Annotated in this window: 31 protein-coding genes, 1 tRNA gene and 1 pseudogene; 16 read left to right on the top strand and 17 right to left on the bottom strand. The window is 60.5% G+C overall.

The window, feature by feature from the left end:
• Positions 1-13 precede the first annotated feature (13 nt).
• From AB3G45_RS10705 to AB3G45_RS10670, 8 genes and pseudogenes are all read right to left on the bottom strand, one after another.
• Complete coding sequence (locus AB3G45_RS10705) at positions 14-196, bottom strand: hypothetical protein (RefSeq protein WP_367830530.1); 183 nt, start codon at positions 194-196, stop codon at positions 14-16.
• 36 nt (positions 197-232) lie between these two features.
• The gene (locus tag AB3G45_RS10700) at positions 233-439 is read right to left on the bottom strand and encodes a hypothetical protein (RefSeq protein WP_367830529.1); all 207 of its coding nucleotides are present in this window, start codon (positions 437-439) and stop codon (positions 233-235) included.
• Between the two features lie 107 nt (positions 440-546).
• Complete coding sequence (locus AB3G45_RS10695) at positions 547-1308, bottom strand: hypothetical protein (RefSeq protein ID WP_367830528.1); 762 nt, start codon at positions 1306-1308, stop codon at positions 547-549.
• Positions 1305-1616 carry a cytochrome c gene (locus tag AB3G45_RS10690; protein WP_367830527.1) on the bottom strand — a complete coding sequence of 104 codons (312 nt, stop codon included), beginning with the start codon at positions 1614-1616 and terminating at the stop codon, positions 1305-1307. Before AB3G45_RS10690 ends, AB3G45_RS10695 begins: the two co-directional genes overlap by 4 nt.
• An 89-nt stretch (positions 1617-1705) precedes the next feature.
• A pseudogene (locus AB3G45_RS10685) lies at positions 1706-2198 on the bottom strand (site-specific integrase); the annotation flags it as partial.
• Positions 2195-2485 carry a HigA family addiction module antitoxin gene (locus tag AB3G45_RS10680; RefSeq protein ID WP_367830526.1) on the bottom strand — a complete coding sequence of 97 codons (291 nt, stop codon included), beginning with the start codon at positions 2483-2485 and terminating at the stop codon, positions 2195-2197. The gene AB3G45_RS10680 and the pseudogene AB3G45_RS10685, both read right to left, overlap by 4 nt.
• Positions 2486-2498: 13 nt before the next feature.
• The gene (locus AB3G45_RS10675; protein WP_367830525.1) at positions 2499-2780 is read right to left on the bottom strand and encodes a type II toxin-antitoxin system RelE/ParE family toxin; all 282 of its coding nucleotides are present in this window, start codon (positions 2778-2780) and stop codon (positions 2499-2501) included.
• A gap of 73 nt (positions 2781-2853) precedes the next feature.
• Positions 2854-3111, bottom strand: a complete 258-nt coding sequence (locus tag AB3G45_RS10670) for an Arc family DNA-binding protein (protein ID WP_367830524.1) — start codon at positions 3109-3111, stop codon at positions 2854-2856.
• A gap of 105 nt (positions 3112-3216) precedes the next feature.
• Between AB3G45_RS10670 and AB3G45_RS10665 the strand changes: the two genes are divergently transcribed.
• The 5 genes from AB3G45_RS10665 to AB3G45_RS10645 all read left to right on the top strand — a co-directional run bounded on the left by AB3G45_RS10665 (position 3217) and on the right by AB3G45_RS10645 (position 5146).
• A complete protein-coding gene (locus AB3G45_RS10665) occupies positions 3217-3423 on the top strand; it encodes a DNA-binding protein (protein ID WP_367830523.1) in 207 nt (68 codons plus the stop codon).
• Positions 3420-3611 (top strand): hypothetical protein, encoded by a 192-nt coding sequence (locus AB3G45_RS10660; protein WP_367830522.1) that lies wholly within the window; start codon positions 3420-3422, stop codon positions 3609-3611. The genes AB3G45_RS10665 and AB3G45_RS10660 overlap by 4 nt, the downstream gene beginning before the upstream one ends.
• A complete protein-coding gene (locus tag AB3G45_RS10655) occupies positions 3608-4105 on the top strand; it encodes a hypothetical protein (RefSeq protein WP_367830521.1) in 498 nt (165 codons plus the stop codon). Before AB3G45_RS10660 ends, AB3G45_RS10655 begins: the two co-directional genes overlap by 4 nt.
• A 174-nt stretch (positions 4106-4279) precedes the next feature.
• On the top strand, positions 4280-4585 hold the full coding sequence (locus tag AB3G45_RS10650; RefSeq protein ID WP_367830520.1) for a DUF6074 family protein: 306 nt from the start codon (positions 4280-4282) through the stop codon (positions 4583-4585).
• 252 nt (positions 4586-4837) lie between these two features.
• Positions 4838-5146, top strand: coding sequence for a hypothetical protein (locus AB3G45_RS10645; RefSeq protein WP_367830519.1), 309 nt, complete (start codon positions 4838-4840; stop codon positions 5144-5146).
• Positions 5147-5149: 3 nt separating this feature from the next.
• Here the strand turns inward: AB3G45_RS10645 and AB3G45_RS10640 are convergent, their stop codons facing one another.
• Positions 5150-5653 (bottom strand): hypothetical protein, encoded by a 504-nt coding sequence (locus AB3G45_RS10640; RefSeq protein WP_367830518.1) that lies wholly within the window; start codon positions 5651-5653, stop codon positions 5150-5152.
• Between the two features lie 436 nt (positions 5654-6089).
• Positions 6090-6500 carry a hypothetical protein gene (locus AB3G45_RS10635; RefSeq protein ID WP_367830517.1) on the bottom strand — a complete coding sequence of 137 codons (411 nt, stop codon included), beginning with the start codon at positions 6498-6500 and terminating at the stop codon, positions 6090-6092.
• A 272-nt stretch (positions 6501-6772) separates the two neighbouring features.
• Here AB3G45_RS10635 and AB3G45_RS10630 point away from each other — a divergent pair, with 272 nt between their 5' ends.
• Positions 6773-7519 (top strand): hypothetical protein, encoded by a 747-nt coding sequence (locus AB3G45_RS10630; protein ID WP_367830516.1) that lies wholly within the window; start codon positions 6773-6775, stop codon positions 7517-7519.
• A 387-nt stretch (positions 7520-7906) separates the two neighbouring features.
• Here the strand turns inward: AB3G45_RS10630 and AB3G45_RS10625 are convergent, their stop codons facing one another.
• Positions 7907-8710 carry a hypothetical protein gene (locus AB3G45_RS10625; protein WP_367830515.1) on the bottom strand — a complete coding sequence of 268 codons (804 nt, stop codon included), beginning with the start codon at positions 8708-8710 and terminating at the stop codon, positions 7907-7909.
• A 227-nt stretch (positions 8711-8937) separates the two neighbouring features.
• On the opposite strand from AB3G45_RS10625, the gene AB3G45_RS10620 reads away from it, so the two are divergent.
• Positions 8938-9237, top strand: a complete 300-nt coding sequence (locus AB3G45_RS10620) for a hypothetical protein (RefSeq protein ID WP_367830514.1) — start codon at positions 8938-8940, stop codon at positions 9235-9237.
• A 196-nt stretch (positions 9238-9433) separates the two neighbouring features.
• Here AB3G45_RS10620 and AB3G45_RS10615 read toward each other — a convergent pair whose 3' ends face one another.
• Positions 9434-10192 (bottom strand): hypothetical protein, encoded by a 759-nt coding sequence (locus AB3G45_RS10615; protein WP_367830513.1) that lies wholly within the window; start codon positions 10190-10192, stop codon positions 9434-9436.
• An 829-nt stretch (positions 10193-11021) separates the two neighbouring features.
• Here AB3G45_RS10615 and AB3G45_RS10610 point away from each other — a divergent pair.
• The 6 genes from AB3G45_RS10610 (at position 11022) to AB3G45_RS10585 (ending at position 18987) form a co-directional block, all read left to right on the top strand.
• Complete coding sequence (locus AB3G45_RS10610; RefSeq protein ID WP_367830512.1) at positions 11022-11405, top strand: hypothetical protein; 384 nt, start codon at positions 11022-11024, stop codon at positions 11403-11405.
• Between the two features lie 2 nt (positions 11406-11407).
• Positions 11408-13651: a hypothetical protein gene (locus AB3G45_RS10605; RefSeq protein WP_367830511.1), complete on the top strand. Its 2244-nt coding sequence runs from the start codon at positions 11408-11410 to the stop codon at positions 13649-13651.
• Positions 13645-14073: a hypothetical protein gene (locus AB3G45_RS10600; protein WP_367830510.1), complete on the top strand. Its 429-nt coding sequence runs from the start codon at positions 13645-13647 to the stop codon at positions 14071-14073. Before AB3G45_RS10605 ends, AB3G45_RS10600 begins: the two co-directional genes overlap by 7 nt.
• A 195-nt stretch (positions 14074-14268) precedes the next feature.
• Positions 14269-15531 carry a tyrosine-type recombinase/integrase gene (locus tag AB3G45_RS10595; RefSeq protein WP_367830509.1) on the top strand — a complete coding sequence of 421 codons (1263 nt, stop codon included), beginning with the start codon at positions 14269-14271 and terminating at the stop codon, positions 15529-15531.
• Between the two features lie 319 nt (positions 15532-15850).
• Positions 15851-17023, top strand: coding sequence for an efflux RND transporter periplasmic adaptor subunit (locus tag AB3G45_RS10590; RefSeq protein WP_367830508.1), 1173 nt, complete (start codon positions 15851-15853; stop codon positions 17021-17023).
• A gap of 2 nt (positions 17024-17025) precedes the next feature.
• Entirely contained in the window at positions 17026-18987 is a 1962-nt protein-coding gene (locus AB3G45_RS10585; RefSeq protein WP_367833554.1) for a MacB family efflux pump subunit, read from the top strand.
• A gap of 236 nt (positions 18988-19223) precedes the next feature.
• On the opposite strand, the gene AB3G45_RS10580 is transcribed toward AB3G45_RS10585, so the two are convergent.
• From AB3G45_RS10580 to AB3G45_RS10570, 3 genes are all read right to left on the bottom strand, one after another.
• A complete protein-coding gene (locus tag AB3G45_RS10580) occupies positions 19224-19529 on the bottom strand; it encodes a hypothetical protein (protein WP_367830507.1) in 306 nt (101 codons plus the stop codon).
• Between the two features lie 270 nt (positions 19530-19799).
• Positions 19800-21257 carry a helicase HerA-like domain-containing protein gene (locus AB3G45_RS10575; RefSeq protein ID WP_367830506.1) on the bottom strand — a complete coding sequence of 486 codons (1458 nt, stop codon included), beginning with the start codon at positions 21255-21257 and terminating at the stop codon, positions 19800-19802.
• A 45-nt stretch (positions 21258-21302) separates the two neighbouring features.
• Entirely contained in the window at positions 21303-21542 is a 240-nt protein-coding gene (locus AB3G45_RS10570; RefSeq protein ID WP_367830505.1) for a multiprotein-bridging factor 1 family protein, read from the bottom strand.
• A gap of 121 nt (positions 21543-21663) precedes the next feature.
• On the opposite strand from AB3G45_RS10570, the gene AB3G45_RS10565 reads away from it, so the two are divergent.
• The 3 genes from AB3G45_RS10565 to AB3G45_RS10555 are packed head-to-tail and all read left to right on the top strand — an operon-like array spanning position 21664 to position 22814.
• The gene (locus tag AB3G45_RS10565) at positions 21664-21966 is read left to right on the top strand and encodes a hypothetical protein (RefSeq protein WP_367830504.1); all 303 of its coding nucleotides are present in this window, start codon (positions 21664-21666) and stop codon (positions 21964-21966) included.
• Positions 21967-21981: 15 nt separating this feature from the next.
• Positions 21982-22365, top strand: a complete 384-nt coding sequence (locus tag AB3G45_RS10560) for a hypothetical protein (protein WP_367830503.1) — start codon at positions 21982-21984, stop codon at positions 22363-22365.
• Positions 22362-22814, top strand: coding sequence for a hypothetical protein (locus AB3G45_RS10555; protein WP_367830502.1), 453 nt, complete (start codon positions 22362-22364; stop codon positions 22812-22814). Before AB3G45_RS10560 ends, AB3G45_RS10555 begins: the two co-directional genes overlap by 4 nt.
• Before the next feature lie 9 nt (positions 22815-22823).
• Here the strand turns inward: AB3G45_RS10555 and AB3G45_RS10550 are convergent, their stop codons facing one another.
• Both AB3G45_RS10550 and AB3G45_RS10545 read right to left on the bottom strand, forming a co-directional pair.
• On the bottom strand, positions 22824-23027 hold the full coding sequence (locus AB3G45_RS10550) for a hypothetical protein (RefSeq protein WP_367830501.1): 204 nt from the start codon (positions 23025-23027) through the stop codon (positions 22824-22826).
• A gap of 172 nt (positions 23028-23199) precedes the next feature.
• A tRNA-Met gene (locus AB3G45_RS10545) sits at positions 23200-23276 on the bottom strand.
• Between the last annotated feature and the right edge of the window lie 112 nt (positions 23277-23388).

The following is a 23388-nucleotide window of genomic DNA, read 5'->3' as shown; positions in this document are numbered from 1 at the left end:
GAAGTCTGACGGTCTACCGGAACAGGTCGCCCGTCTTGGGGTTGACCTGCCGGTAGTGAGCTTTCGACGGCTTGGCCAGTCCGGACTTCTTTCGTCCGCCTCGTCGGGTCGCCGCGACATAGAAGATCGTGGCGGCGCTCGCGACGATCAACACGACCGCGATCAGCACTATCAGGTTCACCCATCCTGCCGACATCAGTTCCTCCCTGCATCGCACTGTTGGGTAGTTCTATCAGTAGCCCAGCCACGCCACGACGAGAACTGCGACCGCAAAGAGGGCGATGAACACAAAGCCGAAGACCTTGAAGGCGCGATCATCATGGTTCGAGACCATCTTGTCGTAGGCTTCGTCGCCCATTTCCTCACGAGCAAGCCGCTCCTGCAACAGGTGCCTCGCCTCGTTGTTCCCGTGCTGCATCTGCTCGTAGTATCGGGACATGATCGCTCCACGCTCTATTGTTGGAGTTCTACGAGCAGGCCGTCAACCGGGATAATCTCAATTAACGGGAGCTATAAACGCCGGGAAAAGCGGTGCTGTCGCCGCGTTCAGTGGATCGTCCCGCTCATCACCTTTGTGAAGTTGAAGTGCAGGAAACGGTCATAGAGCGGCGTCTTGCGGTATTGCAGTTCATGAAAGCCACAGTATCTCTCCGCGCCGGGATGACGTTCGATCATGCCCAGCCACGTCAGCGGGCGCACGAGGCGCGAGAGCAGATAGTAGCAGGCATCCTCCAGTGGGCTGAACCGATAGTTGGTGATGATGTCGATGGGCAGACACCAGCCCGCCAGTTCCGTCAGCGGCACCCAGTCATCAAGCCGGTTCTGGACCACTCCGAGGAAGTGCACGAAGTCGGGGTCGTCATGGTCGATGGGGAACCGCTCATAGGCTCCATGGTCGAGAGCAAGGAAGTAGGTGTCGAACAGTTCGGCCTGTAACGCGCCGTGGTCGCCGATCATTGCCTTTCCCGCCTTCGTCGGCACCGCCTTGCCCTTGTAGTGCCGCAGCAGGCGAGAGCCGACCAGAAGCTCGTGCATGATCGCCAGCGGCATGAAGTCCAGTTCGTTCAGCACCTTGTTGACGATGTATAGCCGATCCGGCCCGTATTCCGGCCACTGGAAATCCTCGGCAGCCCACGTGACGAATTTCCGGTAGAACGCGCCGGACTTGGTGAGCGTGATGCCGCCATTCTCATGGGCGCGGGTCAGCACCTTCATGGCGTTGATCGCCATCGGGCTGCCCGACAGGTCGGAAGCACCAAGGCTCTCGTTGAGGAAGATGATCGGTGCTATGCGTGACTGTCGGATCATGGCCGGGTCGCACCCTGCCGTTGCAGCGCCATCAGATAGGCGACGACATCGGCCTTCTCATGGTCGAACAGCCGGAACGTGGTCATGGGGAAATGGTCCTCCTGCATGAACCGCACGAAATAGGCTTCGTCACGCCCCACCCGGCGCACGACGTGCTCGAACGGAGGGGCCATGTCGCGGTCCGGTTTGTCCGTCACGCGCTGATGACACATGCGGCACCATTCATCGACAATGCCAGCGCCGCGAGTGGCGGCATCATCGGCATGGGCGACACCGGAAGCGCATAGCGTGACGATCATGCTCGCCATTGTCAGCCTGCCACCTGCCATTTTCGCCCTCCTGCTTCTCTCACACTCTGTAGCATGATCGGCGACCACGAATATGGTTGTCGCCCTTCCCGCCTGCCGCGCATCTCCTTGGCGGAGTTGCGGACGGTGAGCCCGCGCTCCTGCGCATCGGAAAGAATGCTGCCGAGAGAGCCAAGAACCTTCTTGATCATGGCCGGGGATCGCCCCTCGGCGCGGAGCCTGTCTTCGAAGTCGCGAATGGCTGGGACCGTAAGCTTCGACAGGAGTCGTCTGCCCGATCAGAGGAACGATGTGCAGATCCAGGTGGCGCTTGCGCTGGTTGAGGGACGAGCGCTCCAGCCCCGCGGCCTCGCCGGAGGCCATCCAGAACTGGCCCGCCTTCTCCACGGTGACGCTGGCGCTGTCGGCGACATGGACGCCCTCCCTCACCTCTACCGAAGCCGTGGCTGCGAACTGGTCAGCCTCTTTCTTCAGTCGGAACGTCTTGAGCCGGCGCTTGCCGGCCATGTCGAAATAATCGACCACCCAGGCGGATTTCGCTTCGCCCTTCGGTGCCGTCCATTCCCGCTTGCGGACGCTCACGCGGCTTCCAGAGGGCGGATATGCGACACGTCGACGACCTTGCTCGCCTCGGCGAGGTCATAAGCGCGCTGCAGGTTCAGCCAGAACTCGGGGGTGTTCCCAAAGAAGGCGGAAAGGCGCAGGGCGGTATCAGCCGTCAAGGCGGTCTCGCCCTTCACGATCCGCTCAATTCGGGTGCGCGGCACATCGAGGCGCTTGGCGAGTGCCCCGGCGCTCATGTTCAGTGGCTTCAGGAACTCTTCATCGAGGATTTCGCCGGGGTGGATAGCGAAAGCAAGCAGGGTCATGGCTATCTCTCCTTCAGTGGTAGTCGACGAATTCAACGTCTTCCGCATTGCCATCCACCCAGCGAAAGCAGAGGCGGAACTGGTCATTGACGCGGATCGAATGCTGGCCGACCCGGCCAGCTTTGAGGGCTTCAAGCCGGTTGGCCGGCGGAACACGCAAATCGTCAAGCGTGGCAGCGTTATCGAGCATGACGAGCTTGCGCCGTGCCACCTTGAGCAAATCAGCCGGGAAGCCTTTCGGGTTCTGCCCCTTCGCAACTTGCTCCGTCACCTTGTCCCTGAACGACCGTATCATGTGGGGTTATGTATCATGACGCGATACGGAATTCAACGCTTGGCCCAGGCTTCGGAAGAAATAGAGGAGCATTCTACACCTTTGCCCGGAGAAGCCGTTCGTCATGATCCCAAACCATTCTCTCGAGCTTTTCCAGTCTCTCTTCTAACTCCCCAGTAAAATCGTAAATGCTCTTATCAAAGCTATCTTCCTCGATAATCGCTCTTTCGAGACGACTGACAATCTCAGCGTTTAAGGAGCGCCCATTTTCCTTTCCTTTGTGAATTAGACGGTCGCGCAACGCGGCGGGCAGCCTCAACGTAAAGCGGACTTCCTCTGAAGGGTCGGTCAATATTTCCTCCGTAGCTTCCTATCTGCACCAAAATAACACCATATTGACACCGCAACGCTCACCGCACTACATTGACGTCAATATGACTACCAAAGGTGCAAAGCGATGGCAATCAATAGCGACGTGTCTGCCAGCTCTCTGGATCTCATTTGGGAGGTTTCAGAAATCGCGAAACTGATCGGCCGAACCGAGCGGCAGACCTTCCATCTCCTCAATGCAGGGCAGATTCCTCCGGCGCGCAAAGTCGGTGGCCGGTGGGTTGTAGAGCGCGGACGGCTGATCCGCTTCTTCATGGAGGGCGATGCAGCATGAATCTCACCCCTCCCGAGCACGAACACACCGCCGCCATCGACGAGGCCGCCCGCTGGCTGGCGACGTCCTCGCCGAGCGAGCGGTCCGGCCCGGTCATCCCCGATCTCCGCCAGCGGTTTGGCTTGACCGCGCTCCAGGCGACCGAGGCCTGCCGCGAGGCCACCCTGATCAGAGCGAGGGCGACGTGAGCAGTAAGCAGAAGCGTAGGAAATCGACCGGCGAGCACTGGACCCAGTTGCTCCGCCGCACGATGGAAGAACCCGCATGGCGGGCGCTATCATCGACCGCGCAAGCCCTTTATCCTTGGCTCAAGCTGGAATGGCGCGGGCCGAATGCCAACAATAACGGTAAAATCCAGCTCAGTGTCCGGCAGGCTGCCGAGCGTCTTGGCGTAAGGCCCGATACGGCTGCGGAAGCTTTTCGCGAACTGCAGCGCAAGGGATTCATCGTTCAAACCGAACATGCCTGCCTTGGCCTCGAAGGCGCTGCCAGAGCCCCTTCATATGAGATCACTGAGCTGAGAATGCCCCTTGCGGAAAAGGGCCGGGATGGTCGCGAACTCTACCGAAAATGGAGTGATGGCCACGATTACCCAGTGCAGGGATCTCGTCCGAATAATCCGTCCGGGCTCAACGGCAAAAAACAAAACCCTGTCACGCTTTCCGTGACGGTCCTGTCCTGAAAACCGTGACGAAAATAGGAGGCCTGTCATGAAAACCGTGACACGCTGTCCCAAAAACCGTGACGAAAATGCCCTTTTCTTCACTCCGTTCGTCACGGTTTCCGTGACATCCTTATTCTACCATATCCCTAGCAGCATTGGCGTGGGGGTGAGGACAGCAGGAAGGTACGTGCTATGACGCATGAAGACCTGCCCCTCTTTGCTTGGCAGCCTCCCCGAAAAACGATCATTTTCCCGATGAAGAGCCGTGTGGGTCGTATCCGCGATGTCGCGGTGAAAATGGTCGACAAGCAGACTCAGCGCTACGCGGATCACTATTTCCGGCAAGTCAACGACGCCATGGTGAAGCAGCTTTCTCGGATCGGTCTTTCCGAACTCGAAATTGACGAACAGGTCGGCGCCTTCTGGCTCGCCGTCGACCAAGAAATCACTCGCCTCGTCTATCAGCGAACAGGCGGCTATCCCGGAGGTGCAGCATGACGATGAAAAAGCGACGACCTGAAGTACGTTGCCTCCGTACCCAAGCGAGCGAGATCTGGCAGCCTTCACGGGTATGGCGCGCCGACAAATTTGGCAGGCGAAGAAGATCGCAGAAATTCCAGAGGACGAATTCGACCGTTTGGTTGAGAGTGACAACCCTCCGACGATTTCCAAACTTTTGAACGTGGCTCAGCACCGAGCCGGGTCCACCAGAAAAAAACGTATTTGCCCTCACTGTGGAGAGGCAATCTGATGACGAAGCGCATCCCAGGCCCCACCGACGTCGACGAGCGCCCCCCGATCCTGATTTCCGATGGCGACGCCATCGGGCTGAAACAGGCCCGGTATCTTGTTGGTAGGGACGCGAAAACGATAAAGCGTTGGTGCCGCGAGTACGGTATCGGCTTCAACGTGGTCCGCGGCGCGGAATGGGAAATCAGCGCCCCGGGCGTGGTGTTGGTGAGGCACGCCGACTGGGTCGGCCTCGAATTGCTGCGATCCGGGCAGCGCGAGCATCCCCGTGTCCGGCGGGTGCTTGAGCACCTTGGGATTGCACCGTAGGGGCTATTTGACCTGGCTTTCCATGCACGAGACAAGCGCCTGTCCGGCCTTGGTCGATCCCCTTGCGGTTAGCAGGTGTGGCCGATCGCTGATGCCATCCTTGATCGCCACCTGTTTCTTTGCCGCCGCAAACGCCTTCACGAAAGCTTCCGCATTTTCCTTCGAGAGCGTCGTTTGTGCTGCGGCGAGGTTGTCGCCGACCGCGCCTGTTTCGCCGCTCTGTCCCAATAAGCGTTGGCCGTCGAACGCGAACTCGATTTCCGGCGTCATTCCTCGGAGGGATTCCTCGAAAGTGAAACCAGGTATCGCTCGAACCATGAGGCCCGCTTCTGCTGTATCGCAGATCACAAGCACGCCTGACCGCAGCGAATTCATGAAGGAAACGGTGACGCGCTTCCCACCAGAAAATGGATCGGCTTCGGTATCTGCCGACCAAGTTTGAAAGCCTGCCGTAGCGGCGGAATATGACCCGACCAATAGCGCGGCGGTGACCAAAACAACTTTCATGTGCCCCTCCCCAAGGTGTCGCGACATGCTCGTAAAATGCAGGATCGGAGTCAACTGCGCCGTGTGGTCCTGGCTCCGGCATTTTGTAGGTCGGACAGGGGCATCGATGGGCATCTGTGGGCAACCATGACCAACCATGACCAACTGCGCCCAATAGCATCGGGGCCAGAACTGCGAAATAGTCGGCGCAGTTCCCAAGGAGAACAGCGATGTCTTCCCGATCCACACAACCGACACGGGTTCCAATTTTGCTCAACGGAGGGACCGTCACCCGAGAGTTCCGTGACGCCACATTCGACGCTGCCAATCGGCGCGGTATCTCCGCCATCTGCCGCGCGTGCCATCGTCATCGCGGCTCGCACCGCCCTGACCGAAATCGGCGTGCCGGGTTTTGGACCCCTTGTTGATGGAGGTGACGATGCTCGAGCTTGATGTCCTAGATGCCAAGCTCTTTGCCGCCCGGATCCGGCGCTAGAAACGAGAGGCTGCAGCGGCGGCCGATAACCAGCTTCGGACCGATGTCCAGGATCTGAAACGAGGCCTCGAGCTGCTTGGCGACGCTGTGGTCGACCAGGCCGAAACGATCCGAGCGCTGCGCGGTGAGGTCCAAAGCCTCCGCAATCATATCGCAAAGCTCTCCGCTCCCCGCGCCGTCCATACGCCGCAACCCCGCCGCCGCCGGGATGGTCTCGATGCCGACCTTGAGCGCGGCCTCTACGATTGAAAGGACAGACCATGCGAAACCACTTTCGTCAGCGCAGCGACTTTGCGATATCGACGCCGATCTGAAACGGCTCACCGATTGTAATACCTGCAACATCACCGCGCTTTGAGGATAGGCCAACATGAGCATTATTGAAAACATTGCCCCCGGATGAAGGGCCGCCCACCGAAGCCGAGGGAACAGGAGGTGACGCCGCTTGAGGCAGCGATGTCTGAGACGTTGCCCTCCCAGGTTCGTGAACTCGTCGCCGAGCTAAACCTCGCCTGCAAGGTAGTCGACAAAGTTCGCACCGCGTACCGCGAGACCGAAAAAACAGCACGAATGACGCCCGAGCACAGTCGTAAGGCAGCGCGTGGCGCCGTGGAAGCAGCCGAGCGGGCTGTCGACACAGCAGGATGAACCGGCAGGAGATCCACCTCGACATCAGCGCTGCGCGTATGCGGGTTGAGGAGGCCGAAGGTCTTGGCGCTAAAGGTGTCAAGTATCCTGGCGTGCAGCAAAGGGAGGACGACCGGCTATCGGAAGCTCGGAGGAACCTGGCAGAACTGCTCGAAGAAAAAGAACGAAACGATGCGCGTCTCGCAAGAGACGAAGAGCGCCTCGCCAAGGCAAGACGGGACGAGACGCTCCTCGAGAAAAGCCCGGAAGCAGCAGCATTCGACGCATGGCAGAGGGCGATCGCGAAGCGTGAGGTCGCAGAGCAGCTCGGCCATTCCGGTGACGTTCCGACCATCGAAGAGATCGACGTGCTTCGCGCCGCACACGAAAAGGCGAAGCTCGACGCTATCGCGCCTGCGAACCTTCGTCTCGAAGCGATCAGGGAGGAATATGAGCGTGCGCTGCACGTTGTTCGGGATCTGCAGCAGCGGCTACATGACCTCTTGCAGCCATATGCCGAGAAATGGCGTGCAGCCGCGGAGGAACAACTATCCACCGCTGTGAAACTGATCTCCCAGACGCAACAGTTGAAAAGCCTTTTGGCGGAAGACGGTGACGTCCACGACGCATTCTCGTTCCCCCGCATCGATAGCACAGGATTCCATCGAGGGGATCCGCGCATCGCAGGCGATGACAGCATGCGTGACGTCTACCTCGCCATGAGAGCCAGCTCCCGCGAAATGTCGCGGAGCCTCGGGACCTGATTGGGTCCACCGGCTCGTGCTGAGATCCTGAAATGGCCAAATCGACGAAAACCACGAAGCGCCCTGCGACGGCAGCATCCAGTTCCGGGACAAGGCGGTCGAAGATCTCTTCGACCATTCGAGAGGCGCTGCCGGAGACCTGCACGAAAGCAGATCTCTCGATCATCCTTGATGTCTCCATCAGAGCGCTGTCCGATCTGGACCAGCGAGGTCTGCTCGTTCACGGCCCGGTGCGCGGGACCTACCTGCTGTTGCCGACGCTCCACGCGTATGCTCAGAGGCTCCGGAATGCCGCTGCCGGCCGCGGGAGAGTGCGGAAACCCCGCTCCACGCCGAGCGCCTGGCCCGCGAGAAGATCGGGCGCCGGCGCGAGGAGATCGAGTTCGCTCAGATCGAGGGCGAAATCTTGACCTTGCAGGAGGTCACCGAGAACTGGACCGCGTTTGGGAACCAGGTAAAGGCGGCGTTCCTTGGCTTGCCTACCAAGTTCCGGCAGAAGCTGCCACACCTCACCGCCGCCGATGGCGAGGTGATGAGGAAAACGGTGCGCAATATCCTCCAGGACCTCGCCAAGGAGGTCGAAGCTTCCGTGATCGCTGCCGATCCCAAAGAAATCAAGGATTGATCAGAGACCTTGCCGTCATCGAAGTGGACGCCACCCTGCCACCCGATACCCGAATGGCGGGGTCTGCTTATTTCCGCCCCGGGGAAGTGATGATCCCGAACGCGAGCGCCGCGGAGAAAACTGCAAAAGCGAACAAAATACCGAAAGTGACGAAATCCAGCATTGGAGACCTCCTGTTTTGAGGTCCCCATCCTGTCGCATCGCTTCTCACGGGCGTTGATCTGGGTCAACTTTTCGATCTTCTGTTCCGTGGTCAGCGACTCAGCCTTGGGAAGCTTCGCCGCTTCCTTGGCCTCCGCTTCTGCCCTCTTCAGGTTGGGGGCGGCTCTCTTCAGCTTGTCCTCGGCCACCAATCGGCGCTGGGTGTCCTCGTCCTGCTTGGCGATGACGGCGGCGGCGGAGACGGAAACCTTGCCGGTTTCGACGGCATGGACGAGTTCCGAGGTGCCGTTCTCTTGGACCTGCTTTGCGGTTCTGATAGATCGGTCCGATACGTTGAGCATTCGCGCAGCATCACCTTGGGTCGGCAAACTTTCCGACCCTTCAGTGTGCTGGTTGCCGCCCATGGGCATCTTCGCCAACCGTGCCGCGACCATGGCCCTCTGGCTTTCGGTGAGGTGCCGGCGCTTCAGATTGACGCTGATGACGAAACCGACGGGATCGTCGCCTTCGTACTCGGTGCGCGGATATCGGTGTCACCGGTTAGGTCGGGGGATATTGGCAGATACGTGGTGACATTCCTCCAGATCGTTGTAGCTTCCCCCGAAAACATAAGCTGGATGGAAAAGACGAAATGGCTGAGCGCCGCCCTTCCGTAATCCCTTCCGGCTCCTGGCCGCCCCGCATGTTGGCCGACATGGCCGCCGGTTACTGCGGGGAGCGCCATGTCGAAGACTTCCTTGAGCGTGTCGGTACGATTTATCCGAAGCCGAGGGTAGTTGACACGACCCGCCGGAAGTTCTGGTATCGGGACGATCTGGACAAGACCATGAACATCGGCCCGGCGCCCGTCTCTTCTGGGCTCGGCGCAAAGTTCAAGGTTCCCCCGAGGCGCGGGAATCCCCCGAAAAGCTCCAAAGACAAAACCGAATGACCGTCTCATATCCGATTTGCTTTCAGTTCGCATATCTTGAGGAGCTTGCGAATAGAAATCTCGAACACAGCGATATTTCGATTGTCGGCGATGACATCGCGCAAAACATCTCGATATTTCAATGAGGGTTGTGTCGAGCCACCATTTGGAAGTTTCCAGCTCGAAAGCGCTGCAGCGAGGTAGTCAGGAGGACGAATTAAGAAATCCATCTATCGACGCCCGCCGGTGCCAGAACTAGTCTCGGCAAATCCTCTGAAGTCAAGCGTTTACGCATATGGGTAGCCCAACGCACTGCGCCGGTCAGAGCGAAGGTGTCCACCACATTGTTACTCCAGCTCATCAGTGCATCTCGGTCAGAACACCACGTTATGACCTTTGTTTTCGGGCGCTCACGATGGAGCAGCCCAATTATGAATGCGTAGCAACAGGTCAGGAGCATGATTTTATCGTAGATCTTGTGAGAGAAGCGATTTGCCATGCTCTGCTGTTTGAGGGCCTTCGCTGATTTTATGATCCACTCCGGCGCCTCGTGCTCTTCAAGATAAGCCAGCGTTTCGACGATTGATCGTCTGGCTGTTTCGAGCCTGCTTTCGCCCTCACGAAAGAGCATGCTGGTGTCCTTCTCAATGGCGAAGCAAAGGTGAAAGACGGCCCGTTGGCGACGAAAATAGCCGATCGCTTTATTGGATACGCGCTGGATATTTTTGAAGTCCGCCGGGAAACACGCTTTAATTGGCGCTGCGGCAGCGTCAATCGAGCCATTCAACGGCAGGATGGAAAAGGCGATCACATCAGTGGGGCGCGCGGGATCGCCAATGTTATAGTCAGAAATGAGAAGCCAGTTCTCGGTCCCTTGGTTTAGGGACAAGAACCGCCTGAAATGATGGATCTTCCGTTTGTAAAATTGGCGATCGATTTCTTGGGTGGTCACATGAACCAACGGTTTTTTTGTCATTCGGCCATACTTCGTCGGAAACCAGTCGAATCGGATGTGGCCATCATCGGAGACTGCGGGTATCGCTGGCGACTTTAGTTTGACGATTTCCCCGAGATTCACAGTTTGGAGGCGGGATAGCCGCTCAGCCAAGGTGATGCGGGAATTAGTTGTCTCGCATCGATTTCCGAAATCGAAATCGAAAACCGAAATCGGTAGGATTACCTCCCCGTCGGCCCTTGTGATCGCATGGCATCGTTTGGCTATTTCGGTCGGGCGGATCGATTGTGGCCGATCACCGTGGGGACGTAGCCGAGGATCATCACGCCACCGGCCCGCCAGCGGCCTCTCGCCAGCCCCGAGTGGGCATCCCCCACCACTGCCATACCGCCCTGCGCCACCCAATGTGTTGCGGGCGGGCAACGCCTGCGCTTGACACACACTGGCCCGCCAGCGAGCTCCGCCTCTCCGACGCCCATGCCCATAACACCCAGCCCTTGCCGCTGCGCGGCCCCAAGGTGCGCCGCCCTCGAAGCGTTTAGGGACCGTATGCGAGGGGTGCCCTCTGCGGGGCGCAGCATCGCGGTATGTCCCCGAATTTATTTTCTAGAGGGGGGTCATCCCCGCCTCGAAATAGCGTTTTCCGTCAATGGGTTATGGTCTGAACCCCCTCCCGCCGCGATCGCATTTCGGCCCGACCTTCTGAAAACGCCGAAAACACGTCCAAAATGGCTTTCTCGCCCTGCGCGTTGGAGCGGCAGGACCCAAAACGTATTTGTTTTGTTCTTTTCGGGAGTCCGGCAATCTGGTAGCTTGAAGGCAATCACCAACACCCTCCAGGAGCTCCGAAATGGAACCCGAAAGTGCCAGCCAGATCGAGGATGCGGTCGATGCTCCTCGGCCGGCCGCGACCTTCGTCTCGCAGGCGGACCGCGAAAAGTGGATTCCTCTTCAGTACCCTGTTGCGTTCGACGGAAAGGTCTGGGATCGGATCAGGATCCGCCGGATTTCGGCGAAGGAACTCCGCGACTTTCTCGGCGCCCTCGGGGATGGCTTTGTGATGCCTCCGGTCATTGATTGCCCCATTGAGGTCTGGGACGGCATGGACGCCGACGATCAGACCGAAGTCGACGAGGCCGCGATCGAGTTCATGCCGAAGCGTCTTCGCGCCGCGGCTGAAGCCTTGATTGCTTCGGGCTCCCAGCCGGCTCCGGCCGTTGAGCGGGAGGGCTGATCATGGCGCGCACTTTCATCGGCGAGCTCATCCTTCGAATGAAGGACACCGCCAGCAGCCAGGCGCAAACCACCGCCGGCAAGATGGAAACCTCCATGGACCGCATCAACCGGGCCGCCAAGCGGCTCGGCGATACCCCCTGGGGCGGCCGTTTTCAGTCACAGCTCGACAAGCTCGGGGCGTCGGCCAAGGATCTCGACCACCTTCGCACCTCGTGGGACCGGCTCCAGGCCAGTTTCCAGAAAGACAATCTGTCCAAGGCGATGCGCAACACCCAGATCGCGAACTGGAAAAATGCCGCCTCTGGTCATTTTGCCGCCGTTGCCGCCGGCATTCGCGATGCCGAAAAGGCTCAGGCGAAGATGAATTCGACGTTTCGAGACGCCGTTCGCCTCGGAATCTACAGCGTCGGCGCCGGCAGCGTTGCATATTTTGCGGGCCGCGGTGTCCGAGGCGGTGTTACCGCATCAGCGGAATGGCAACGCGAACAATTCCGGCAACAGATGGCGAACATCCCCGAGGGGGAGCGAGATCAGATTCTCGATCGCTCCGAACAGCTCGGCGCTCGGTATCCATCTGTCGGCATTGTTGACATCGCCGAAATGGGTCGCAAAGCCCGAAGCATGATGGGCGATACCGAGCGCGGGCTGGCCGTTCTCGAGGATCTCGTGCGGGGCATGGTTGCGCTCCAAAGTGCGAAGGGTCTCGACGCTGCTACCAGCGAACTTGAACGCCTGCTCAAGGGCATTGACAACGCTGGCAAGAACAGTGCCGGCCAGGTTGGGATAGATGATACGAAATCGATCATCGCCGGCTACATCCGCGCCGCCCAAGTGGAAGGCTCCGACCTCGATGCCGGGAAGTTCTGGGATTTTGCCCGCCGCGGCAAGATCGCCGTGCCCGGATTGTCGACCGATTTCCTCGCGACGACTGTTCCAGCCCTCAGCCAGGACATGGGAGCGGACCAGTTCGGCACAGCGCTTTCCAGCGCGTACCAGAGCTTTGTGATCGGGTCGAATGCGGTCGCGTCCAAGGTCAACTTGCAGGCTCAGCGAGACATCGGAATTCGAACAGGCGAAGGAAAAGGCTCCCTTGTCGGCGATGATCTCTTCGGGCGTAACCCATATCGATGGGTCAAGGAGGTGTTGGTCCCGGCGCTTCAGAAAAGTGGGGTCGACACCGAGAATGACGTTGAAACGGCGAAGGCTGTTGCTCAGCTCACGCGAAATACGAACGCGTCCAGCCTGCTCACCCGGATGATAGCGCAACAAGCGCAGATCGATCGCCTCGTCCAGCAGTATGGCGAAGCCATGGGACCAGAAGCGGCCGACGAGGCCCAGTTCAAGGATCCGTTCATCGGCGCGCGCGGGTTCGTCGAAAGCCTCCGCAACCTTGCCTCTGCCGTCGGCGAGGATGTCATGCCGACGGCAGTTCGAGGGCTGAACTCGCTCACTGGCGCGATCAACAGCTTCCAGCAGTCCTGGCGTGACGGCGATCCGATGGCCAAGGCTGGCATCGCCGCCGGTGCAGGCGCCGGCATATTCGCGACGTGGAAGGGGGGCTCAGCAATTTGGGCGCTGACGACGGCCGGCCCCGCCCTGAATTCCGCTGCAGCATCTCTACAAGCAGCGGCTGTCAGCTTGGGAGCTTCTGGTGCCGCCGGAGGAGCGGGTGGCGCCAACGGGGGCGGCGTGGCCGGGTGGGCCGGGGCGCGAGCCGCGGCCATTGGCACCGGCTTGCTGGCAGCATGGGGAACCTTGGTGCAGTCGCTCGGCGACACCCCCGGCGACACATTCGAGGACCAGGTCCGGAACCAGCAGCGCTACAAGGATGATCTCCAGCGGGTGGTTTCCAGCTTCCTCGGCGATGGCAAACCTGATGTCTCGAAAAACGAAGACGTGATGGCAGGCCAGCGCGCGGCATCCGGCGGCGGCAACCCTTTGCAGAACGCGGTCGACAATGCCACGCGTCTCGGTGGCGGGCCGGTGCTGGACACTACGTCGCTCGAAGAGGCCCGGCAGAAAGCTGCCGAGGCCGAACAGGCTATATCGAGCGCCGCATCAATCAGCGGGACACCGACGATCGACACGTCCAACCTGGAGCGCGCCCTCCGTTTGGCAAACGAGTTCAAGGCAGCGCTTCGGGAAGCGATGGCGGACGCCAATTCGGTGACCGCTCCATCCGGCAATTCGGTGACCCGCCAGATGAACCGCAATTTTACTGATGGAGTGCTCACGCAGTGGTGAAAGCGAATTCCCCCAAACAAGGCCGCCCGCATTCCCTCAAACGGCACCACACCGAACGGCTCCGCGGCCGTGAGCAGCTCTGGGCGGAACGCTGGACCAACGGTAAGGCGGCGACGATCGGCTTCTGGCTGGGGCAGCACAAATCGTCGATCGACGTTGAACGGATCCTGCGGGATGGCACCTCGTCGGCGACGGTGCGAGCAATGATCAAGAAATGGCGGATCCCAGTGGAACAAGCCCGCCGTGGAACCCTGGTCGGGCTCACGCCATACGCCCGCAAGCTCCTCGAGAAGCAGGCCGGCAAGCTGGGGATCACGCCCGAGCTCTTCCTCGAGCGCGTCTGTGATTGCGTGATCAGGGACCGGCTTTATAAGGCTGTCACGGATGGCCGCTATGACGAGAAGCCCAAAGCCGCTGCATGATATCTGCCTGGGTGATTGGCGCCATCGGCGCCACTCTCAATCCATGGGGGATGATCTGCTTGCGCTCCGACTAACGTATATCTGCAAATCCATGAGCCAATGGCGAGGCAGTGAAGCGGTTTCCTATTTCGGTGGCGTTGAATAGACCCCGCCCTCGCCCGACGATGGAGGCCCTGAGGATTGGTGAGGGATTCCATGCAAGTCGATTATCCGGGCCTGATACGGCAGCTCCTGCCGTCGGGCACGGTCATTTATCGGGTTCGCCCCAAGGGGCAACACGGGAAAAGAATACAGCTCTTTGCGGCCCCCGGTGATTCTGACTTCAGTCGCCAGTACGATCTTGCGCGCCGAGGCATAAAACCGGACCCGTTGAAGAAGCCGTCAGAACAGGAGAAGCCGCAGACCATCGGCTGGCTCGTCCATACCTATCTCGAATATCTCGAAGAGAGGGTCAAGGCTGGGACGACAAGTGCAAAAACGCTGAAAAAGAAGCGCAACCTCTTGGCGCGGCTCATCAAGAACCCGAATCGCAAGATGGAGGTACCCCGAGAGAAGCTGATCGAGTTGCAGGATGGTATGGGCGCTTCCCCAGCCCAGGCCGACGCCTTTATCGAGGCCGTTGCCGTGCTGTTCGACTGGGCGGTCGAGCGCAAATACATCAAGGAAAACACGGCCCGGGGCATCAAGTCGGTCTATCGCAAGGGGGACGGCGCGAAGCCTTGGAAGGCCGCGGATGTCACCGCTTTCTTCGCAGTCCATAAGTCCGGCAGCACACCGCACGTTGCGATGTCCATCTTGTTGTGGACCGGGTGCCGGATCGAGGATCTCACTATGCTGGGCCGCCACCACGAATGCGTCATCGACGGCGTCGATGCCCTCCGCTGGGTTCCGCTAAAGCGAGGGTCGACCGAAGTCTGCATCCCTATCCTAGAGCCTCTGAGAAGCGCGACGCGAGCGCCGAAGGTGCTGGGCGCCACCTACGTCACGAAGCGCGGGGGCAAGCCCTATTCCAGCGGGGGCGCGATGTCGGCGATGTTCAAGCGGTGGTGCCATGAGGCCGGCCTCTCCCACCTCTCCGCCCATGGGGTCCGAAAAGGCCTTGCCGAAGTCCTGGCCGAAAAGGGCTGTTCACAATACGAAATTATGGCCATCCTCGGCCATTCCGAAGCCAAGACGAGCGAGGTCTACACGCGACGCGTGGAGCGCTGGAACCTCGCAAGAGGTGCGCTAGCGAAGTTGGGTAAAAGGAGGGGGCAGAGCGAGGTTCATGATGCCTGGGAACGACTTCTTCGATTCAAATGGCGGCCTGAGACCGATCGGAAGCCATGGTTCGAAACGAACCCGCGTCATGCCCAGCCCCTCGCGCCGGCAGCTTCCGAGGGGCGCCGGGCGCGCTGGATCCTGATGGCTGGCATGGCCTCTGCGATACCCCTTGTCTTCCTGCTTGCTCTTTTTTGATCCCCCCGCATGGCTGTTCTCTCCGCCATGCTGCCGATTGAGTTCGGCTTCCCGATATGGTTCCTCTGGGCTATACGAGGACGTGTCACGGAACTGGCGTAGTCGGCCGCTTCCCTCATCCTGCCGTCACTTCTATCCAAGTGCTCCGTCCCACATGTATCTTGATTCCCGAGATACAGCTTCGCCAACCAAAGAGCTGCGACAAATCCTCTCAACAGGACAGGATGTCTTTAAAATCTAATCGCTGGACCCGACATTTGGTTCTTCCCGCATACGAGGCCCATGCAAGTTGAAAATTGGTAGATTCATTGGGGCAGCCGTGTTCGCTGCAGGTATTGTTGCGGCAGGCTATTTCGTCTGGGCTGAATATTTCAAGGCGCGGCAACCGTCCGTGCTGACGGCAATAGTCGCCATCGGCGATGTCGAAGAATCGGTTCTCGCCACCGGAACTTTGAAACCCGTCAAGCTGGTGGCCGTCGGCGCGCAGGTTTCCGGCCGCATCACCGCAGTCAGGGTCGCGCTCGGCCAGACGGTCACGACGGGCGACCTGATTGCCGAGATCGATTCCGTCACCCAGGCCAATGCGCTGAGAACCGCCGAAGCCTCGCTTGCCAATGTTAGGGCGCAGCGCCTGGAAAAGCAGGCGCAGCTCAGCCTCAACGAGCAAACGCTCGCCCGCCAGAAGCAGATGTTCGAAAAGCAGGCTGCCTCGAAGGCCGATTACGACAGCGCGGCCGCCGCCGCCGAGGTCACGCGCGCGCAGATCGAGGCGCTCGATGCCCTGATCGCGCAGGGCGAGGTCGCCATCGAGACGGCGAAGGCCAATCTCGGCTATACGAAGATCACGGCCCCCATGGACGGGACGGTGCTGGCCGTCGTCAGCCAGGAAGGCCAGACCGTCAACGCCTCGCAGTCGACGCCGACGATCGTCATTCTCGGGCAGCTCGACACAATGACGGTGCGCGCCGAGATATCGGAGGCCGATATCGTCAAGGTGCAGCCGGGCCAGCCAGTCTGGTTCACCGTCATCGGCAATGCCGACCGCCGCCACGATGCAGTGTTGCAGTCGATCGAGCCCGCTCCAGAATCGATCCGCAACGACAGTAGCATCTCGTCATCGACGTCCTCGACCTCGTCCTCCGAGGCGATCTACTATAACGGTATCTTCAATGTTCCGAATGCCGACGGACGGCTGAGGACCTACATGACCGCCCAGGTGCACATCGTGCTCGGGCGGGCGAGTGGCGTGCCCACCATTCCCGCTGCCGCACTTGGCGTGCGCGATACGGCCGGTCGCTACAGCGTCCGCATACTCGGTCCGGAGGGGCAGATTACAACGCGCAAGGTGGAGATCGGCCTCAACGACAAGGTGACGGCCGAGGTTCGCGACGGGCTTGTCGAAGGCGATGTTGTCGTCACCGGCGAGGGCACGGCGCAGTCGAGCTCGTCGCGCGGCCTGCGCGGGCGGGGCGGTCCGCCCATGGGGTTGTGATGATGGCGGAGCCGCTCATCGTCCTCAAGGACATTACGCGCGCCTATCCCTCGGGGGAAGGCAGCATCACGGTGCTGAAGAACGTCGACCTCACGATCGAGGCGGGCGAGATGGTCGCGATCGTCGGCGCGTCCGGTTCCGGCAAGTCGACGCTGATGAACATTCTCGGCTGTCTCGACCGGCCGACCGCCGGTAGCTACAGGGTCGAGGGGCGTGAGGCGTCCTCCCTCGACGAGGACGAGCTTGCCGAGCTGCGCCGCGAGCATTTCGGCTTCATCTTCCAGCGCTATCACCTGCTGGCCGAGCTGACGGCGCTCGGCAATGTCGAGATCCCGGCGATCTATGCGGGCACGGCGCAGGCCGAGCGCCGGGAGCGCGCTGCAGCCCTTCTCGGCCGGCTCGGCATGAGCGAACGCACGGCGCATCGCCCCGGCCAGCTTTCCGGCGGCCAGCAGCAGCGCGTGTCGATCGCGCGTGCCCTGATGAACGATGCGCGCGTCATTCTCGCCGACGAGCCGACCGGCGCGCTCGACAGCCATAGCGGCCAGGAGGTGCTGCGCATCCTCGACGAGCTTCACGCCGAGGGGCGCACGGTGATCATCGTGACACACGACAAGGCGATCGCCGCCCGCGCCGAGCGCATCATCGAGATCAGCGACGGCATGATCATCTCGGACGAGCGGACAGAGAAGCCGGAGATCGCGCGCGGCGGTGCGGACGCCGCCGCTGCTGCCCCTCCGGCATCCGGCCATTTGCTTGGCCTCCTCAACCGGTCGCGCGAAGCGTTCCGCATGGCCGTCCTGGCCTTGGGCGCGCATCAATTGCGCACCTTCCTGACCATGCTCGGCATTATCATCGGCATCGCCTCGGTCGTATCCGTCGTGGCGCTGGGGTCCGGCACGCAGCAGCAGATCCTGGCGAACATCTCCAGTCTCGGCACGAACACCCTGCAGATCTTCGCGGGCACGAGTTTTGGGGATACGCGATCCGGCCGCATCACGACGCTGGTCGTGGAGGATGCACATGCGCTGGCGCGCCAGTCCTATGTTGCGGCGGTCACGCCGACGGTCTCGACATCCGTCGTGGCGCGCTTCGGCTCCGTCGAAGCCAATGCACAGGTCACCGGCGTGGGCGAGCAATATTTCGACGCGACCGGCATGACGATCCTCGAGGGGCGCCTGTTCGATGCGGACGCCGTGCACGACCTGTCGCAGGTCGCGGTGATCGATGAGAACACGGAAGAAGCCATCTTCTCAGGGGACATGGTAAGTCCCGTCGGCAAGACCATCCTCGTCGGCAAGGTGCCGCTGCGCGTGATTGGCATCGTCAAGACGAGCCAGACGGGACCCGGCGGTAGCCAGAACCTCGGCATCTACACGCCCTACACGACCGTGCAGGCGCGGATGCTCGGGTCGATGTCGCTTCGCTCGATCACGGTCAAGGTTGCCGACGCGGTGGATACCGGCCTTGCCGAACAGGCCGTGACGGAGTTCCTGATACGGCGCCACGGCACAAAGGACTTCTTCATCATCAACAGCGACGATATCCGCCAGACCATAACCAGCACGACCCAGACCATGCAGATCCTGATCGCGGCCATCGCGCTCATCTCACTAGTGGTCGGCGGTATTGGCGTGATGAACATCATGCTGGTCTCGGTCTCCGAGCGGGTGTCGGAGATCGGGGTGCGCATGGCGGTCGGCGCAAGGCAGAGCGACATCATGCAGCAGTTCCTGATCGAGTCGGTGCTGGTCTGCCTGATCGGGGGCGTTCTCGGCATTGCGCTGGCGCTCGGTTTCGGGGCTGTCTTCACCCTGTTCAATACCGGCTTCGGCCTGATCTATTCGATGACTTCCATCGTGGCGGCCTTCGTCTGCTCCAGCCTGATCGGGGTTGCCTTCGGATATCTTCCCGCTCGCAACGCGTCTCAACTTGATCCCGTCGTGGCCCTTTCGAAGGGGTAATTGCGGGTGGACGCCGACAACTCTGAATGAGGATTACAACAAAAGCTGGTTCGACTTAACGTAGTGTCCGGGTACTATCGTCTGCAGCAGACAAGAGGGGGCAAACATGAAAATCCGCAGCTTCAGGTGTCGGCATCTGGGCGGGCGAATTTGAACGTCCTTGCGTCATCCGTGAAGCGCGCTGCGAATGATGGTGGGAACGACGGCTGATCACACGTCTGGCAGTTCAATTGCGGTTACTCGCATGCCTTCGGAACATCGATCGTGTAGGTAACCTTGCCGACGCCTGCCGGAGCATGCGGCACGAGGTAAACCTTCAGGTCGCATTCCTGTGTCCTGACTTCCCATTCGTTCGCGCCGTCCTCACGCGTCCCGGTATTGGAGACAGAACCGATCGGTGCCTGCCGTAGTGCATTTGCCACCGCCTCACTCGAAAGGATTGTCGAGATCTGCTCCCCGCTGTCGTAGAAGCCGGAGAGCGCCGCGGAAGCGGGCAGCACAGGAACGGCGAGCAGTATAGCGGCGATGGCGATTTTCTTCATGATGTCCTCTTGTCGTTGTGATTGAGGTGGTGGCGTCACGGCAGGCCGATGGTGATGCCAATAACAAGCATCATGGCGAGCAGGATGCCAACCGCCAGCCAGCGACGGGGCGACGAATAGAAAACTCTCATGCGTGCGAGATCCCCCAGGGCACCCATCTGACGAGCGCATGGCACCCCTAGGAGGTACAACGGCGTTCACTCCATGGTTGGCGGGATACAGGCGAGAGTCAAGGCATCAGGCGAGGCAACCGATGGCCCCGGCGGCTGATCAAAGCAGCAGGCTCGTCAGGCATCCCGAGAACAGCGCCAGCCCGAAATACATCCCGATCTTGGCAAGCTGTTTCTTGACGTCCATAGCCGGCCTGGCGCCACCGAGATTCGGAATGAAGTCGTAGACATTGAAATCCTTCCCGCTGTTCTTCGCCCGCTCCAGCGCCGGCAGCCCGCGCGCCGCGCGCTGGCGGTCTTCGAACGCGGCATACGCCTTTCCGTCCTCCATCGCATAGCTGTATTTCGCGCGGAGATCGGACGCCGCCATGATGGTGTCCCGTTCCAGATCGGAGACCGGACCGACCTGGCCGCGGGGCGGCAGGATGTCCACCTTCTCGACCTTGGTCGGGATTCCGGCATCATCCAGAACCGAAATCAGCGCCTCCCCAACCGCCAGCGTGGTGATCTCCGCCTTGACGTCGACCTCCCTATTCTCCCGGAAAGCCTGCGCCGCGGCGCGCACCATGCGCTGGTCCTTTGGGGTGTAGGCGCGCAGCGCGTGCTGCACCCGGGAGCCGAGCTGCGCCAGGACGGTGTCGGGGACATCAGCCGGCGATTGCGTCACGAAATAGACGCCGACGCCCTTGGAGCGGACCAACCTGACAAGCCGCTCGACCTGCTGCACCAACGCTTTCGGCGCGTCGGTGAAGAGGAGGTGGGCCTCGTCGAAGAAGAAGACGAGCTTCGGCTTATCGAGGTCGCCGGCCTCAGGCAGGATCCTGAACAATTCGGTCAGGAGCCAGAGCAAGAAGGTGGCGTAGAGCTTCGGTGCCTCCAGAAGGCGATCGGCCCGCAGCAGGTTTATGAAGCCACGGCCATCGTCGGCGACGCGGATAAGATCCATGATGTCGAACGGTGGCTCCCCGAAGAGACGGTCGCCGCCCTGCGCTTCCAAGGCGAGCAAATTGCGCTGGATCGTTGCAATGGATGCCGAGGTGACATGGCCGTACCGCTTCGAGATCTCCTCGCGATCATCCATCATGGCATCGAGCGCCCAGCGGAGATCGTCCAGGCTCAGATTGAAATCGGCGTCGTCCTCAGCCTTGCGGAACAGGACGGACAGAGCGCCTTCCTGGGTATCGTTGAGGTTGAGCATTCGCGCCAGGAGCTGCGCGCCCATGGCCTGGACCGAGGTGCGGATGGGGAGACCATGCTCGCCGAAGAGGTCCCAGAACTGCACCGGGAACCGTTCCGGATTGAATTGGCGGCCGAGGGATGCGGCACGGGCGGCCAGCGGTGAGGCCGCGTCACCGGCGGCAGCGACCCCGCTGAGGTCACCCTTGATATCGGCAGCGAACACCGGCACCCCAGCCGCGCTGAATTCTTCGGCGAGGCGCAGGAGCGCACAGCTCTTCCCGGTGCCCGTAGATCCCGTAATGAGCCCGTGCCGGTTCGCCTTTGCCAGCGGTAGCGACACCACCTTGCCGGATCTGGTTTGGCCGATTTCGATGTGCATGAAATCTTCTCCTTGCTCTCACCCATAGTGCCCGCAGGCCTGAGACTATCCCTTCAGTCTCACGCCCGGGCCGCCTTCGACCGTTTCACCGGTATCTTGGAATAGAACGCCTGCGTCCTCCATTGCCCGGCGCATGGCGGAAAGATTGTTGACGGAAGGCGTCCGCCGCCCTTTTTCAAAGTCCCTGACCGTGCTTTCGCTGAGGTTGGACATTTGGGCGAGCTTGGTTTGCGACCAGTCGAGCAACCCTCTGGCCGCGCGAGACTGACTCGGATCGATTGTCATAGGCATCCTCTCCATTCATTAAATTTCGTCTACCATAAACGAAAACCGTTGACAAAGGCCGTAATCAACGAAATATAAGAATGGTAAACGAAAATCGTTGAAACCTATTGGAGATTCACCAATGTCGAACCCCGTTTCGGCCGGCGGCGAAGCTATGCCCGGCCCGACCTCAGAAGCCCCGACCAGCCTCACCGCTGCGATCCATCGTTATCGCCGGGATTGTGCCACCTATTCTGCAGCTTGCGATCAGGCAGCCGCAGATGGGGGAAGCGATGACCTCCCCCGGTTCTATGAATTCACGTCGGAAATCATCTCCGCCTGGGATCAGCCGGCGGAAAGCCTTGCCGAGGCAAAGGCTGCGCTGACTCTCGCGATCGACGACTACGAGATCGGGAGGACGCCGCGGATCCCGGCCATGATGTAAGCCGTCCGCGGCTGGATGGTGAGACAGGAGGAGAGGTGCACGAGAACGGCGGATGCCATTGCCGCCCTCCCCGACCATGCCTCCCTTCGTCTCGCACAGACAGCTATCCTGACGCTGGTCGAGGTGACGAGCAACCTTGTCAGCCACCCCGCTATGAACTCCCGTGCTGGATGCCACGCCGGCGATCTCATCGATGCGATCAACCTGGATTTGATCAGCCAGGCAGAGGCGATCCTGAAACGCGCCCTGGATCTGCCGCCCCTGGACGCCGGCGGCCGCGCGAACCGGGCAAGGATTGAGATCAGCCACGCCCTCGCATTCCCATCGGACGACCAGACTGAAACGATCGCGCTCGCCTCCGCCGCGCTGGCCATGGCATCTGGAGGGCGGCTGTCATGATGATCGACTTCGCTGGCCCCCCGGCGCGTGCGAAGCGAGCTCGTATCGAACGCGAGATCGATCGCCTCATCGGGCTCCTTGACGCCATCGATGGCGATCTTGACCTGGAGCCCTCCCTGGGCTGGCCCGAGGACGGCCCGGATTGCCTCGCCGAGGATGTCAGTCAGGATGACATCGAGGAAGAAGACGAGCACGGCGGCGACGTCCAGGATGAGCCCCATGATGCCATCGATGAAGGCAACGACGAGCCCGATCTCGGATGGAGGAATCCCGGCGGTGGTGACGAGCTCCCATCGGACTGGCAACAGCCCGATGATTGTTTCTACCCCAGCGCAGAGCTCAGCTTTGATGGCAGCGGAAACCGTGAGGCGAAGCGGTTGCTGCGGGGCACTTCACGCGCGCTGCCAAGGAAAGCCCAGCGCCGACCCGTTTCTCGAAGAAACGCGTGAATATCTCACCTACCAATCTTCGGGGCCCTCATCCTCGACCACGGCCGCTTCATCATGGGACGCGCAGATGATCTCCAACTGGGCACCGACAACAACGATCTTTGAAACCGACAGGCCTTCGGCCTTCATTACCCTCAACGCCACCCTTAACGCCCTCTCGCGGGCGCGCACACGCCGGCTTGCGAGCCGGTCTAGGTTGGTGGAACTTGTCATCAATCGCCTCTCTACGGCATGTCGCCATGTTGCAGTCCATGTTGCATGGATTTGCCGAGCGTGACGGGGAGCCGTTGAAAATCAAGCGAAATCAGTTGCAACATGATGCAACATGGAAATTGAGCTTTCGAGAGGAAACTTCCTAATAGATTGATTTTTCTAAGGAAACCGGTGGTAGCGGAGGAGGGATTCGAACCCCCGACACAAGGATTATGATTCCTCTGCTCTAACCTACTGAGCTACTCCGCCGCCCGAAGGGACCAACAAAACCATGTCTGTTTCCGTCCGGTGCGCGGCTTATAAGGTGCTGTTCCCGCGGGTGTCAAGCGACGTTCGCACAAAAATCGCCTTGTTCACAAAG

This window comes from Shinella sp. S4-D37 (assembly GCF_040812195.1).
Classification (GTDB): domain Bacteria; phylum Pseudomonadota; class Alphaproteobacteria; order Rhizobiales; family Rhizobiaceae; genus Shinella.
This window is presented reverse-complemented; position numbering and strand designations above follow the sequence as displayed.